The sequence below is a fragment of the Rhizobium sp. CFBP 8752 genome, assembly GCF_014842035.1.
GTDB lineage: Bacteria > Pseudomonadota > Alphaproteobacteria > Rhizobiales > Rhizobiaceae > Neorhizobium > Neorhizobium soli.
Genome location: NZ_JACYUZ010000001.1, coordinates 1,216,992 through 1,231,460, shown reverse-complemented (window position 1 = coordinate 1,231,460; position 14,469 = coordinate 1,216,992). Strand labels below are relative to the sequence as shown.

The following is a 14,469-nucleotide window of genomic DNA, read 5'->3' as shown; positions in this document are numbered from 1 at the left end:
CCGGAAACGCAAGGCGCTTTCCGGCCTGCTCATATAAAAAGCGGCACCGGAATCGGGCAATTTGCATGTCAGATTGCCCCGTCGGGGACGGGCACAATTGACGAATCAGAAGAGAGTAGTGACCAGTTGGCCTGTAAGCCGGGTTCTGTATGGCCCCGGTGCGAACACCGGAACGTGGCAGCCATTCATCTGGGACGCCGTTTACACGTCGCCTCGCGCAACCCACCCGGATGACTGGCCCGGAAACAGGCTGTAGACGTACTTTCGCACGTCCCGCGTCATCCCTATTCGGTCTTGCTCCCGGTGGGGTTTACCATGCCGCTTCCGTTACCGGTCGCGCGGTGGGCTCTTACCCCACCCTTTCACCCTTACCCCGCTATCTCATCGACCCTTGCCGCAATGCGTCATCCGGTCGATCAGAAAGCGGGGCGGTTTCCTTTCTGTGGCACTGTCCCTAGGGTCGCCCCCGCCGGACGTTATCCGGCACCGTGTTTCCGTGGAGCCCGGACTTTCCTCACCCTACCGCCTTTCGGCATTGGTAAAGTGCGGCTGCCCGGCCAACTGGTCGCGCGGCTCTTAGCCGAGATGCGCGGATAAGGCCATAGGCCTACCGGTATTCCGCATGGAAATCGACAGGATAGCCATCGTCAATGATCGACCCGTTAAAGATCAGTTCGGCGCCGAGCCGGCCTATCTCGTCGGAACTCTTGGCGGCAGCGCCACAACCGCCGGTCAGAACACCGATCCGGTCGGACGCCGTCATGGCGATGGCCGGATAGTTGTTCGGCGTGAAAGACGTGACGCAGGCTGCCATGGAAGATCGCGACAGATCGAGCTTCGGCATCAGCCGTTCCATCACGTCGGTCAGGTGGCGCCGGGTCGTCTCGCGTCCGCCGGTCTTGAACCAGTCACGGATTTCGGGCTCTGACGGCAGCAGTAGATCATCCGGATCGCCGCCGATCTTCACATAGGTTTTGCCATCAGGATAACGGACCGGAGGCAGAAGGTAGATCCCGTCATCCTCCTCGTTCCATTTCCAGATCAGCGATGGCATGGCCTTCAGCTCCTCCATCGCCCCCTCGCCGACCTCGTAGAACGCGATGGTCCTTGCATAGACTGAGAGATCGAGACGAGCGCCGACAAGTGCTTCGTTGATGGAAAAGCCGCCCGCCGCCACAAGCACCTTGTCGGCCGTGTAACTGCGCCCTTCCGCCGTCGTCACGGTCACGATCGCCCCGTCCTGACGAACAGCCGAAACGGTCTCGGCAATCAGCGTGGCACCCTGGCGCTCCGCAAGCAGGCATTGCGCCTTCACCAGCCGGCGCGGATTGATGTGCCCCGCCCGCTTCTCCTCCCAGACGCCTTCGGCGCCATCCTGAAAGGCGAAATATGAAAACCGGCTCGAAAGAGCATCATGCCCCAGCGTTTCGGTCTCGACCCCGAGCCGCCCGGCGGCATCGAGCACGCGACCGACATAGGATGGCTGCCCGGTACGCCCGGGCGCATAGGACTGCAGTCCGGCGCGCCCAGGCCCGACCATCAGACAGCCCACTTCCGAGTAAAAATCGATACCGCTTTCGGACGAGATCTCGCCGTAGCGCTCGATCGAACGATTGGCGAGGCGGGCCCAGACTGGATCCTGATCGATCGTCCGGGTGATGCGCGCCTCGTCGTAATGGCTTGCGAACACGCCGTCATGCCGCTGGTAATCGTCAGGTTCGCCCGGCCCGATCAACGCCACACCATCGGTCCATTTGGAAAGATGCCGGGCCGCTGCCGCCCCCATCATGCCGCTTCCGATGATGATGTATTTGAACCGCGCCGCCATGCCCTGTCCTTTCGATTCCCTAGCTCGAATTGCCGCTCTTTTCAGGCAGTTCTAACCGTTTCCGGAATCAGAATACCAGAGGCGCCAGAACGGCATACCCCTTCGGCGGAAAATCGAACGCGAAGGTCTTTTCGATCACATCGTCCTTGTTGTCTTCAAGAACCGCTTCGACCCGCTGACAGTAGCGCTTGGACGTCGGGTTCATACGCTTGGCGGCGTGGCCCGCATTGTATTTAAGGATCGTGCCGCAAATCTTGCCGCCACCCAGATCATGGGCGCCCGCCAGATACTTCATGCCGTAGCGAATGTTGGTTTCCGGATCGTAGAGGCCATAATCAGGGCCCTTGTAGCCCATCAGCCTTGCGGTCGCCGGCTTCACCTGCATCAGGCCGATCTCGCCAGCACTGCCCTTCACGGTCGGGCGAAAATTGCTTTCGATCTGCACGACAGCCTCAGCAAGGTCGAACGGCACATCGTATTGATCGGCATATTTGGCGATCAGCGTCGTATAATGCATCCGGCGAACCATCTGCCTCTCGGTGGCCGTCGGGGCAGCAAACCCGGTTTCGCGTGTCTCCCAGGGAATGGTCAGCGGTTTGACATAAACCCGAACCACGTCTCCGCCGTCTTCGGCACGCACAGATCCACATCCCGCGAAAAGCATGGCAATGCCTGCCGCGACCGCACAAGTCATCTTAGTCAATTCTAAAGTATCTCCGGAACAACAGGCTCGCGGGATATCGTGATACGCAAACATCCCTCGTCGCGACGCCGGACGACGACGCGAGGTTTTACAAGACCTGTAGGTTTATCTTGGCAGCCCCCGTCTGGGGACGCTGCGTTAGCAACTCTTTAGAAAGCCGCATTAAGGAGATCATGTGGCAATGCAAAAAAGCCCTGTCCGCAAACGCTTCCGACAGTTTCGCGAAGCTTGCGCCTAGCTGTATTTCGGCAGTGCCTTGAGCAGCCGATGCAGCGTGTCGATCGTCGAAAAATCGGCAATCCCATCGACCAGCGCGGGCCTGAAATGCCGTTGGAAAGCCTCGACGACGCCCTTCGTGCGATCGCAGAATGTGCCCGTGATTTCAATATCGTATCCGTAGAGCGACAGCATCGACTGCAGGGCCTCGATCGGCTGGCCACTTTCGCCGTGCTGGAAAAACCGGCCGCCGCTGATCTGACCGGGCTCGACCCAGTGACCGATCCCCGCCAAATACAATTTCTGCCAGGGGAAATTTTCGCCCGGGTCGAGCTTGCGGATGGGGGCGACATCCGAGTGTCCGACGACCCGTTCCCGAGATATTCCCCAGCGATTGCCGCAGTCTCGACACAATTCGACGACCGCATCGATCTGGATATCCGGAAAATGGGGAAGTCCGCCGGGATGTCCGGGATTGGCGATTTCTATCCCGATGGAGCAGGAATTGATGTCCGTTTCGCCGGCCCAGCTGCTTTTGCCCGCATGCCAAGCGCGCCGCGCCTCGGGAACAAGCTGCACGATCCGGCCGTCTTCATGGATGAAATAGTGACTGGAGACCTGGCTCGCCTCGTTGCGAAGCCATGCCAGCGCCTGGTCGGCATCAGGCATGCCGGTATAATGCAGAAGGATCATGTCCGGCTGGCGCCCGCCTGCCCTTTCCCCATGATTAGGAGAAGGCTCGACCGTGGCGCGGGCATGATCGGCGGCAAAGGAAGCCGGAATTGTCATGCCGCGCGGCGCTCTTTCTCGATCGCTTCATAAGCCGCGTTGAGCGCTGCCATCCGTTCGGTCGCAGCCGCATGCAGTGTTGCCGGCACGCCGCGTGCGATCAGCCGGTCGGGATGATGCTCCGAAACCAGCAGACGGTACTGTTTGCGAATTGCCGAGAAATCGTCGTCACGCGAAACGCCGAGCACCAGATACGGGTCACGACCGTCGAGATGCACGTGGCGGGCCATGATGCGGCGGAAATGTTCCTCGTCGATCCGGAAGATTTCGGCGATGCGCGCCAGAAACGCCAGCTCGCTCTCATGCACGAGACCATCCGCCTTGGCGATATGAAACAGACCATCGACGACGCTCTCAAGCATCGGGCAGTTTTCCATGTCACCGCTGCTGCACAGCCCCGAAAGCTTCGTGGCATACGCCTCGTAGCCGGCAATGTCCTGGCGTGCGAGGTTATAGAGACGTGCAACGTTGCGGGCTTCCTCATCCGGAAAATCGAAGATCTGCTGGAAGGCACTCACTTCAGCAGTGGTCACGATACCATCAGCCTTCGCCATCTTCGCAGACAGGGCAATGATCGCCACCGAGAAGGAAACCTGGCGCCGTGTTTCCGGATCGCCCTCGAACATGGTGCGGATCGCATCGACGACTCGGTTGAGCACACCGCCCGCGGCATCGCCGACGGCACCGAGCAACCTTTCCCAGAGGGAGGACAATTGAAGGCAACTGAAATCGAAAATCATCCCTTAAATGACCAGATAACCGACGTTTTGGCAAGCTGACGACGGTCCGCTGTAGATTAAACTATGTTCATGTTTTTCGAACAATCGCGCTGGAAGCCCGGTCTGCCCAGAAACGGCACAAAGTCGTGGACGACCAATGGGTCGAAACGCTGATGCAAACGACCCGCCGTATCGTACCCCGGCAGCCCGCATGGCCCGTGATTTCTTTGAAACGATTAGATCGGGGAAAGGACAACAGAAACCTCGAAGCGACGGAATTTTCTTGAGAAATTCACTTTACAGGCTCCGGCTGGTGTCGCATCCATTTATCCCGTTTTGTCAGTTTCTGCGCTCGGAGCGCATCAAGGAGGATCGATGTCCAAACAGAAAGTCGCACTGCTGACCGCTGGTGGCCTTGCCCCCTGCCTCTCGTCTGCCGTCGGCGGATTGATCGAGCGCTACTCGGATGTTGCGCCTGACCTCGACATCATTGCCTACCGCTCCGGCTACCAGGGCGTGCTTTTGGGCGACAGCATCGCTGTTACGTCAGAGATGCGTGAAAAGGCGCCTCTCCTTCATCGTTACGGCGGCTCGCCGATCGGCAACAGCCGCGTCAAGCTCACCAACGCCGCCGATTGCGTCAAGCGTGGCCTCGTCAAGGAAGGCGACAACCCACTGCAGGTCGCAGCCGAACGACTCGCCAAGGACGGCGTTACGATCCTTCACACGATCGGCGGCGACGACACCAACACGACGGCAGCCGATCTCGCAGCCTACCTCGGCGCAAATGGCTATGATCTCACCGTCGTCGGTCTTCCGAAGACCGTCGATAACGACGTCGTGCCAATCCGCCAGTCGCTCGGCGCATGGACGGCCGCCGAAGTCGGCGCGCGTTTCTTCGACAATGTCAGCAACGAGCAGACCGCCGCCCCCCGCACTTTCGTGATCCACGAAGTCATGGGTCGCCACTGCGGCTGGCTGACGGCCGCAACGGCGCGCGCCTATATCGAGCAGAGCCGCGGCAACGAGTATGTCGACGGCCTCATGATGAACGCCGAGCTGAAAAGCATCGATGGCCTCTATTTGCCGGAACTGGAGTTCGACCTCGAACAAGAGTCTGCACGCCTGAAGCGCGTGATGGAAGAACGCGGCACCGTGACGATCTTCGTCTCGGAAGGTGCCGGCATGAATACGATCATCGCGGAACGGGAAGCCGCCGGCGACACCGTCAAGCGCGATGCGTTCGGCCATGTGAAGCTCGACACGATCAATGTCGGCGGCTGGTTCCAGAACCAGTTTGCGGGCCTGATCGGCGCCGAACGCTCGATGGTCCAGAAGTCAGGCTATTTCGCCCGCTCGGCCCCGGCCAATGGTGATGATCTTCGCCTCATCCAGGGCATGGTCGATCTTGCGGTCGAAAGCGCTCTCAACAAGGTGTCCGGCGTCACCGGCCATGATGAAGACCAGGGCGGAAAACTGAGAACCATCGAATTTCCCCGAATCAAGGGTGGAAAACATTTCGATCTGACGGCAAAATGGTTCGGCGAGGTGATGGACCATATCGGCCAGCCCTACGAAACCGTATAACGCGTCGCGCTGAGCGACAAACGAGAGCCGTGGGCTCCGGAGGAATGTGATGACGATCGAAACATGGTTCGCATTTGCCGCGACCGCTGTGGCCCTCGTCATCCTTCCCAACCCGCTGACGAGGACAGTCGCGCTCTATTCCAAGCAGCGCGGCCGTCTAAGCGCAGTCGTGACGGTCCCCGCATTGGCCTTGGGACTGGGTCTCGCCTTCACCGCGGGCCTCGCGCCGCTACTGCTTGTCTGTTTTTACGCGCCATCGGCCATGACCGCGATCGGCTGGGTCGGCATCGCCTACGCCATGGTCTATGTACTCTGGTGCTTCCAGGACCCACAGGTCCGCGCGCCGCTCGCCGACAATGACAATCTGCCGACGCGGCGGTTTGACCGGATCTTCGCAGACGTCTTCGTTCGATGCGTTCGCACCCCCAGATACGCGATCATTCTTGCCGCGCTGACTGCACAGTTTCTGCGCCCTTCGCTGTCGCTCTCGCTCCAGGCCGAAGTGCTGACGGCGATTTTTCTCGCCTCCATCGCTGGCAGTGCGTTGGCGCAGGCACTCATCCCCAGCCTTGCGCTGCGGGGCACAAAGCGATTTTCGAGGCGCAATCCAGCCTTGAACAAGCCCGGCACGGTATTCATCGCCAGGCGTGCCGTGACGGCTGGTTTCCGGCGAATCGCTGCTTGAGGAAACAGAAAGCGTCCTTCGACTTGCCGGGCGCCGCCTTATACGTTAATGGAAATCCACAATCGGTGACTTTTTGGCGGGTACGGTAACCATTTCAAATGAGAGCAACCTGATGACGGTGGTCAGATTCGTCAGCCGTAGAGCTGCTGTGGCGCTTGCGATGTCTTCCGTTCTGGCTGGATGCTCCAGCGTTGAGCGCGATACAAAAGTCGCTTCCGGTCAGCCGTCTCAGACCACGTCAGCTGACGGTCAGCTCGTCATCCAGTACAATTCTTCCGCCGCCGATCAATCTCAACAAATGGCGCCCGGGCAGACAATGGCGCAGATCGCCAAGAGCGGTCGCATTGCCGTTCCGGTTCCGCCGACCGTAGAAACCGTATCGGCTCAGAATGCCGCCATGGCGTCTCCGACCATGGCGCCGATCGTTGCCTTCGCGCCGCCGCCGATCGCAACCGCGGTCCAGCCTGTGAGCCTTGCTTCCGCGCAGCCGCTCAAGCCGGCAGCCGGTTCGGTCATGACCCAGAAGTCGAGCCGTCTCGTCTCTCCGCCGGTCGCGACCGCCGTTGCGTCTGGCCAGATCCAGCCGGCAGCAGCGCAGGCCATCGCGCTCGACGAGGAAGAACTGACGCCGGATATGGTGGCGCTGCAATCGGTCGTGCCGACACCGCGTCCAGCCACGCTTACATCGAGCGCTATTGCTGGTGCTGCAACGCCGGCTGCCGCAAGCTCCACGCTTGCCTATGCAGCCGCACCCCGCGCTGTGGCTGCGGTCTCGGCCATGGGCAATATCAAGGACTTTCCGCCGGCTCCCGGCGAGCCGATGCCGGATACCGCGTCGAACGCGCCCGCAGACCTCAAGAAGCTCATCAAGCGCTATGCCGGTCTCTACGGCGTGCCGGAATCGCTGGTGCACCGCGTCGTCCATCGCGAAAGCAAATACAATCCAAAGGCCTACCACAAGAATGGCTACTGGGGCCTGATGCAGATCAAGTACTCGACCGCGAAGTCGATGGGCTATCAGGGCAAGCCGGAAGGCCTGCTGGACGCCGAGACCAATCTTAAATACGCGATCCGATATCTCCGCGGCGCCTGGCTCGTTGCCGACAACAAGAACGACAACGCCATCCGCCTCTATGCCCGCGGTTATTACTACGACGCCAAGCGTCGCGACATGCTGCATGTGCTGAAGGCCGATCAGAGCCCTGCGACACCTGTCGCCTTCGCAACAGCGCCGAACAGCAAGCCCGGTTCGTAACCCAGCGACCGGGGCGTCAGCCCAAGCCGCACCACCACGAGATCAGACGACGGCATGACCGCGATGGTCTGCCCGTCATGGCCCTGCAGGTAAAACGTATCTGCCGGTAGAGGCATGTTATCATTGGCCTTCGGCAGCCACGTCTGCATCTCCGAAAACCGTCCGCCCGAATGGGCATTCGGCTCCTGCATCAGGTGCACGAAACCGTCCGGCAGCAGCCGCATCCCGTTCCACACCCCGTCGCGCGCCAGAAATAGGCCGAACCGTGCCCAGTCGCGCCCGGTCGCATAGAGATAGGAACTGCCGGCAAACGTCCCCGCCGCATCCGGCTCCATGACGGCGCTTGTCATGCCGAGCGGATCGAACAAGGCCCTGGATGGATAGCCAAGAGCCGTCGCGCGATCACCGATCCTGTCCATCCAGATCTTCGACAGCAATACGCTGGAGCCCGACGAGTAACGGAAACGCGCGCCCGGATCTGCCTCGAGCGGGATCGTGGCCGTGAACGCGGCCATGTCAGGTTCGAGGTAGAGCATCCGTGTGACATCGGCGACGGCACCGTAATTCTCGTTGAAACCAAGCCCGCTTTCCATGGCGAGAAGGTTGGCAAGCGTGATTTCGCGTCGTTTGTCGTTGCTCCACGCGGGCAGAAGATCACGATCTCCGAGCGACATCCGGCCGCTGATCATCAATGTGCCGATCAGCGCCGCATTGACGGTTTTCGTCATCGACCATCCCAGCAACGGCGTGTCCTTCGAGAAGCCCTCTCCATAAGCCTCGCCGACGATGCGCCCGTTTTTGACGACCACCACCGCCCGCATGCCAGGCCCGGTCAGTGCCTTATCCTCTAGAACCGCCATCACGCGCGGATCGCGTTCGACCCCCTGCCCCACCGGCCAGGCCGGAGCTTCATCGACGGAAGGTGATGATCGCGGCGGCAGCGCGACTTGCGGCAACGCCGAACCATCCGGCGAAACGGTGCAGCCGAGGCCAGGCCTGTAGGTTGCCTGATTGGTTCCGATGAAGCCAAGCAGCCCGGCGTCGACCCGGCCGGAATCGCGATCGACGGTGACCCACATCATCAGGAGCAGCGGATTGCCGGGCGCCTGCACATCCGTCGCCAGCACCTCTTGCGGATCGCGTCCGGCCAGAAACACATTGGAGCAGACGATCTTTGCCGCATAGCCGCTTCCGACCCGAAGCAGTTGCGGCGGCGCGATCGTGATCCACGCCAGTCCCCCGACGATACCAAGCGCCAATGCCCCGGCAATTCCCGTCACGATCCGCTTCATCAGGCGCATATGTCAAATGTCCTTGTTCACCAACAGCCCTCGTCATCCAGCTGTAGCATGCCGGGTTTAGGCCTGCGTTCTACAGATCGCGAAATAATTCACGCAGCGAGAGACGCAATGGCCGACGTCGTCAGGGAAACCGGTTTCACCAGCAATCAGAAGCTCAAGGATGCGCTGCTCCAGCACAAACTATTTTCGCGCGAAGGGCTGTCGGAACGGCTGTTCGGGCTCCTGTTTTCCGGTCTCGTCTATCCGCAGATCTGGGAAGATCCAGACGTCGACATGGAAGCAATGAAGCTCTCATCGGAGCATGCGATCGTCACCATCGGCTCCGGTGGCTGCAACATGCTGGCCTACCTCTCCCGCAATCCGCGCAGCATCGATGTCGTGGATCTTAACCCCCACCATGTCGCGCTGAATCGGCTGAAGCTCGCGGCATTCCGTCATCTGCCGAGCCATATGGATGTCGTCAGGTTTCTCTCGGCGCAGGGTACACGATCGAACAGCGTCACCTTCGACAGACTGATCGCGTCGCATCTGGATCGCGCAACCCGCAGTTACTGGCAGAAGCGGTCTATCACCGGCCGTCGCCGCATCTCAGTGTTCGACCGCAACATCTACCGCACCGGTCTTCTCGGCCGGTTTATCGGCGCGGGACACCTTCTGGCGCGCCTGCATGGCGTCGATCTGACGAAGATGGCGCAGACCAAATCGGTCCGAGATCAGCGCCGCTTCTTCGACGAAGAGATCGCGCCCCTGTTCGACAGAAAACTTGTCCGCTGGATTACCTCGAACAAGAGCTCGCTGTTCGGACTTGGCATTCCGCCGCAGCAATATGACGAGCTGGCCGGCATGGCGACCGGCGGCAGCGATAACGGCTCAATCGCGACCGTGCTGCGGGAGCGTCTCGAAAAGCTCGCCTGTCATTTTCCTCTGAAGGACAATTATTTCGCATGGCAGGCGTTTGTCCGCCGCTATCCCGCCGCCCACGAAGGCACGCTGCCCACCTATCTCAAGGCAGGCAACTACAAGGCGATCCGGGCCGCCACAGACCGGGTCGCGGTTCACCACGAGAGTTTCACCGCTCTCCTCAAGCGCAAGACGGCGGGCTCCGTCGATCGCTACGTCTTGCTGGACGCGCAGGACTGGATGAACGACCAGCAGATCAACGACCTCTGGTCGGAGATCGACCGGACGGCCGCTGTCGGCGCAAGGGTGATCTTCCGGACGGCCGCCGAGCGCAGTGTCATCGAAGGGCGCCTCTCGCCCTCGCTTGCCGCGCGCTGGACCTATCTCGACGAGCGCTCGCAGGCCCTCAACCTGCAGGACCGCTCCGCCATCTACGGCGGCTTCCATGTCTACGCAAAGGCCGACTGATGGCAGAGACCGACGCAGGCAACCTCGGACCGGCCAATCGTGAAGAGATCGGCCATGCCGGCAGGATGGACCGGATGTACCGCTACCAGCGGCATATCTACGACCTCACCCGCAAATACTATCTCCTGGGACGCGATGGCACGATCGCAGGCCTTGCCCCGCCAGTCGGAGGAAGCGTGCTGGAAGTCGGCTGCGGAACCGGCCGTAACCTGCTGCTCGCCCACAAGCTTTTCTCGAACGCGAAACTCTACGGCCTCGATATCTCCGCGCAGATGCTCCAGACGGCAGACGCGAATTTCCGCGGCACAGGAATAAAGCCTATTCTGAAGGTCGCAGATGCCACGACATTCACGGCGGAGGAGTTCGGCGTCAACGGTTTCGACCGGATCCTCATTTCCTATGCCCTGTCGATGATCCCAGACTGGGAGAAGGCGATCGACGCCGCCCTTGCGGCGCTGTCGCCTCAAGGGTCGCTGCATATCATCGACTTCGGACAGCAGGAAAACCTGCCGAACGTCATGGGATCTGCGCTTAAGTCCTGGCTCGCCCGCTTTCATGTGACCCCGCGCGACACCCTCGAACAGGCGCTGGAAAAGCGTCTCGCACCGGCAAAGGCCGACATGATGTTCGAGGTGATCGGTAGCGGCTATGCCTGGCGGGCGATCCTTCGCCGCCGCGGATAATCACTCAGCGGATTCCAGATCTTGCTTTCTAACTGAATTTTTACGAGCTTATGGTAAACGGGACGCTATGCCTCCCTTTTGCCCACTCGATCGCGGACAAGGCTCTTTGTCTCTGCCCTAACACGGAACCTTCATGCCCCGGCTTCCAACCGTTCTTTCTGCTGCCGTCCTGTCTGCCGCGCTTCTGATGTCCGGTTGTACGTCCACGAGCTACGATCTGGTCGATACTGGCTCTGTCCGGCAGATGAAGTTCAAGGACACGGATCCGCAGGATTTCGGCGCCAACCATCCGGGTCGCCACGAGGTTCACGGCATCGACCTGTCGAAATGGAACGGCACCGACATCGACTGGCAGACGGTGAAGAAATCCGGCGTCGCCTTCGTCTTCATCAAGGGCACCGAGGGCAAGGACCGCATCGATTCCGCCTTCACCACCCATTGGCGCAACGCGGCCAATGCCGGCATTCCGCACGCGGCCTATCACTTCTACTACTTCTGCTCGACACCGGAAGATCAGGCAGACTGGTTCATCGCCAATGTTCCCAAGGAAGCAAACATGCTGCCGCCGGTGCTGGACATGGAATGGAACCACGCCTCGCCCACCTGCAAGCTGAAGCCGGATCCGCAGACCGTGCGGGCCAGCATGAAACGCTTCATGGACAGGATCGAGGCCCACTACGGCAAGCGGCCGATCATCTACACGTCGGTCGATTTCCACCGCGACAACCTCGTCGGCGCCTTCCCCAACTACCATTTCTGGGTTCGCTCGGTCGCCGCCCATCCGACCAAGATCTATACGGACCGCAAGTGGGCGTTCTGGCAATACACGGCAACCGGCGTTGTCCCGGGCGTCAAGGGCGCAACCGATATCAATGTCTTTGCCGGAAACAGCAAAGCGTGGAAGACGTTTATTGCGTCGGCCGACTGATGTGCTAACCCGCACAAGCTCTCTGGCAATGTATCTGACGTTACGCTAAAACCGGCGCGACCTGAGGGTCTGCGCCCATGTCCACCAGTGACCATGTCGCGCGGAAGAAATCGATTTTAGGAAACCGCTGATGTCTTCGACACTTGTCCGCCGCGCAGCTTTGGCTTGTGCTCTCGCCGCCTGCCTCTCTTCCACCGCCCTTGCCCAGACAGCCACTCAGCCGACCGCTCCGCCAATTCCGGCAGCACCTTGCGGCGGCGATCTTGCGACCTTCCTCGACGGCGTCAAGGCCGATGCGATCAAGGCCGGCGCCACCGCTGCGGCCGCGGATCAGGCTTTTGCAGGCGCCGAGATCGACCAGAAGGTTCTGTCGCGCGACCGCGCGCAGGGCGTCTTCCGCCAGACCTTCCTCGAATTCTCGCAGCGCACCGTCAGCCAGGGCCGCCTCGATATCGGTCGTCAGAAGATGAAGCAGCTTTCGGACGTGTTCGGCCGCGCCCAGAGCGAATTCGGTGTTGCGCCGGGAGTCATCACCGCATTCTGGGCGATGGAAACCGATTTCGGTGCCGTTCAGGGCGATTTCAACACCCGCAACGCGCTTGTCACGCTGTCGCATGACTGCCGCCGTCCGGGCCTGTTCCGGCCGCAGCTGATCGCGCTGATCGAAATGGTCCAGCATGGCGATCTCGACCCGGCCACCAACACCGGCGCATGGGCCGGCGAAATCGGCCAGGTGCAGATGCTGCCGGAAGACATCATCGCGCACGGCGTCGATGGCGACAACAGCGGCCATATCAACGTCAAGACGAGCGGTCCCGACGCCATCCTGACAGCGGCGAAGTTCATTCAGAGCATGGGCTTCACGCCCGGCCAGCCGTGGATCCAGGAAGTGACGCTTCCGGAAAGCCTGCCCTTCGAAAAGAGCGGCCTCGGCAACGAGATTCCGGCCAGCGAATGGTTTTCCTATGGCGTCACGCCGCGCGATGGCGTCACGTCCTTCGGCAATCTGCCGGCAGCACTCGTTCTGCCGCAGGGCCGCAAGGGACCCGCGTTCCTGACCTATCCGAACTTCGGCATCTACCTGCAGTGGAACCAGTCGTTCATCTACACGACGTCTGCCGCCTATTTCGCCACCCGCCTCTCCGGCGCCCCGCCTTACCTGAAGGGCAACCCGGAACCGGGTCTCGACGATACGGGCATGAAGGCACTGCAGACCAAGCTTCAGGCGCATGGCTATGACGTCGGCAAGATCGATGGCATTCTGGGCTCCGGCACGCGCGTTGCCGTCCAGAAGGAACAGGCACGCCTCGGCATGCCGGCCGACGGCTGGCCGACCCAGGCGCTTCTGTCTGCTCTCTAAGCAGCAGACCTTGCATCACATGACATGAAACGGGTGGCGGGATAACCGCCGCCCGTTTTACCTTCGAGCAGCATCAACAAAGGCATTCCATGTCATCCGCCGCAGCCAGACTGACCCCCGTCGCCTGGGCATTGCTGTTCGTACTCGGCCTTCTGTGGGGCGGCTCGTTCTTCTTCGCCCGCATCGCCGTCCAGGAAGTACCGCCGTTCACGCTGGTGTTTCTGCGCCTCGGTCTTGCGGCGCTCGCTCTCCACATCTACCTGCACGGCCGCAACGGAGCCTACTCCATCCTTGCCACTCACTGGCGCGCCTTTCTCGTCATGGGCTTCCTCAACAACGCTCTGCCGCACACGCTGATCTTCTTCGGCCAGACGGAGATCGGCGCGGGCATGGCCTCGATCCTCAACGCGACGACGCCGATCTGGACCGTCATCATCGCCAACCAGTGGACGTCGGACGAAAAGCTGACCGGGGCAAAGCTCGCAGGATGCGCTGCAGGCCTTGTCGGCACCTTTATCCTGATCGGCCCGAGCACGATTACAGATACGGCAGCACCGCTCTGGGCGCTGCTCCTGCCGATCGGCGCCGCGATCTCCTATGGTATCGCCGGCACCTACGGAAAACGCTTCCGCGGCATACCGGCCCCGGTGACGGCCACGGGACAGCTCACGGCGTCGAGCCTGATGATACTGCCGGTCTCGCTGGTCGCGGACCAACCCTGGACGCTTGCTGCACCCTCCGCTCACGTCGTCATGGCTATCGTGGCGTTGGCGTTACTCTCGACCGCGCTCGCCTACCTGATCTTCTTCAGGGTCCTGGCACTGGCCGGCGCAACCAACGCTTCCCTCGTCACGCTGCTCATCCCTCCGAGCGCCATTCTTCTGGGAGTATTCTTCCTCGGCGAACGACTGGAATGGACTGATATTGCCGGCATGGCGGTCATCTGTGCAGGGCTCCTTCTGTTGGATGGGCGAATCTTTCGCACCCGCACAACGGCGACGTAGTCCTCGCTGGAAACGGTACTGTTAACCGTCTGATCGCGATATT

General features: G+C 60.9%; 13 protein-coding genes and 1 other RNA gene. 8 read left to right on the top strand and 6 right to left on the bottom strand.

The features are described from left to right. Positions 1-118: 118 nt before the first annotated feature. The 5 genes from rnpB to IFT59_RS05870 all read right to left on the bottom strand — a co-directional run bounded on the left by rnpB (position 119) and on the right by IFT59_RS05870 (position 4,276). Positions 119-565, bottom strand: an RNA gene (gene rnpB / locus IFT59_RS05890) — RNase P RNA component class A. 42 nt (positions 566-607) lie between these two features. Next, on the bottom strand, positions 608-1,828 hold the full coding sequence (locus tag IFT59_RS05885; protein ID WP_192086337.1) for an NAD(P)/FAD-dependent oxidoreductase: 1,221 nt from the start codon (positions 1,826-1,828) through the stop codon (positions 608-610). Between the two features lie 67 nt (positions 1,829-1,895). Continuing rightward, complete coding sequence (locus IFT59_RS05880; protein WP_062581112.1) at positions 1,896-2,522, bottom strand: lytic transglycosylase domain-containing protein; 627 nt, start codon at positions 2,520-2,522, stop codon at positions 1,896-1,898. A 243-nt stretch (positions 2,523-2,765) separates the two neighbouring features. Continuing rightward, positions 2,766-3,536: an N-acetylmuramoyl-L-alanine amidase gene (locus IFT59_RS05875; RefSeq protein WP_062456144.1), complete on the bottom strand. Its 771-nt coding sequence runs from the start codon at positions 3,534-3,536 to the stop codon at positions 2,766-2,768. Beyond that, on the bottom strand, positions 3,533-4,276 hold the full coding sequence (locus IFT59_RS05870; RefSeq protein ID WP_192086336.1) for a J domain-containing protein: 744 nt from the start codon (positions 4,274-4,276) through the stop codon (positions 3,533-3,535). The genes IFT59_RS05875 and IFT59_RS05870 overlap by 4 nt, the downstream gene beginning before the upstream one ends. A 354-nt stretch (positions 4,277-4,630) precedes the next feature. On the opposite strand from IFT59_RS05870, the gene IFT59_RS05865 reads away from it, so the two are divergent. The 3 genes from IFT59_RS05865 to IFT59_RS05855 all read left to right on the top strand — a co-directional run bounded on the left by IFT59_RS05865 (position 4,631) and on the right by IFT59_RS05855 (position 7,782). Then, positions 4,631-5,842, top strand: a complete 1,212-nt coding sequence (locus IFT59_RS05865) for a pyrophosphate--fructose-6-phosphate 1-phosphotransferase (protein ID WP_192086335.1) — start codon at positions 4,631-4,633, stop codon at positions 5,840-5,842. A gap of 49 nt (positions 5,843-5,891) precedes the next feature. Then, positions 5,892-6,527, top strand: a complete 636-nt coding sequence (locus IFT59_RS05860; protein ID WP_062456138.1) for a hypothetical protein — start codon at positions 5,892-5,894, stop codon at positions 6,525-6,527. A gap of 112 nt (positions 6,528-6,639) precedes the next feature. After that, positions 6,640-7,782: a transglycosylase SLT domain-containing protein gene (locus IFT59_RS05855; protein WP_249407501.1), complete on the top strand. Its 1,143-nt coding sequence runs from the start codon at positions 6,640-6,642 to the stop codon at positions 7,780-7,782. Here the strand turns inward: IFT59_RS05855 and IFT59_RS05850 are convergent. After that, positions 7,722-9,083 carry a serine hydrolase domain-containing protein gene (locus IFT59_RS05850; RefSeq protein ID WP_192086334.1) on the bottom strand — a complete coding sequence of 454 codons (1,362 nt, stop codon included), beginning with the start codon at positions 9,081-9,083 and terminating at the stop codon, positions 7,722-7,724. The two genes, IFT59_RS05855 and IFT59_RS05850, sit on opposite strands and share 61 nt — an antisense overlap. A 108-nt stretch (positions 9,084-9,191) precedes the next feature. Here IFT59_RS05850 and IFT59_RS05845 point away from each other — a divergent pair, with 108 nt between their 5' ends. The 5 genes from IFT59_RS05845 to IFT59_RS05825 all read left to right on the top strand — a co-directional run bounded on the left by IFT59_RS05845 (position 9,192) and on the right by IFT59_RS05825 (position 14,426). After that, a complete protein-coding gene (locus tag IFT59_RS05845; protein WP_192086333.1) occupies positions 9,192-10,451 on the top strand; it encodes a DUF3419 family protein in 1,260 nt (419 codons plus the stop codon). Then, entirely contained in the window at positions 10,451-11,134 is a 684-nt protein-coding gene (locus IFT59_RS05840; protein ID WP_192086332.1) for a class I SAM-dependent methyltransferase, read from the top strand. The genes IFT59_RS05845 and IFT59_RS05840 overlap by 1 nt, the downstream gene beginning before the upstream one ends. A gap of 133 nt (positions 11,135-11,267) precedes the next feature. Next, positions 11,268-12,062 carry a glycoside hydrolase family 25 protein gene (locus IFT59_RS05835; RefSeq protein ID WP_062456127.1) on the top strand — a complete coding sequence of 265 codons (795 nt, stop codon included), beginning with the start codon at positions 11,268-11,270 and terminating at the stop codon, positions 12,060-12,062. Between the two features lie 130 nt (positions 12,063-12,192). Beyond that, positions 12,193-13,422 (top strand): lytic murein transglycosylase, encoded by a 1,230-nt coding sequence (locus IFT59_RS05830; protein WP_192086331.1) that lies wholly within the window; start codon positions 12,193-12,195, stop codon positions 13,420-13,422. 89 nt (positions 13,423-13,511) lie between these two features. Next, positions 13,512-14,426, top strand: coding sequence for a DMT family transporter (locus tag IFT59_RS05825; RefSeq protein ID WP_192086330.1), 915 nt, complete (start codon positions 13,512-13,514; stop codon positions 14,424-14,426). Positions 14,427-14,469 lie beyond the last annotated feature (43 nt).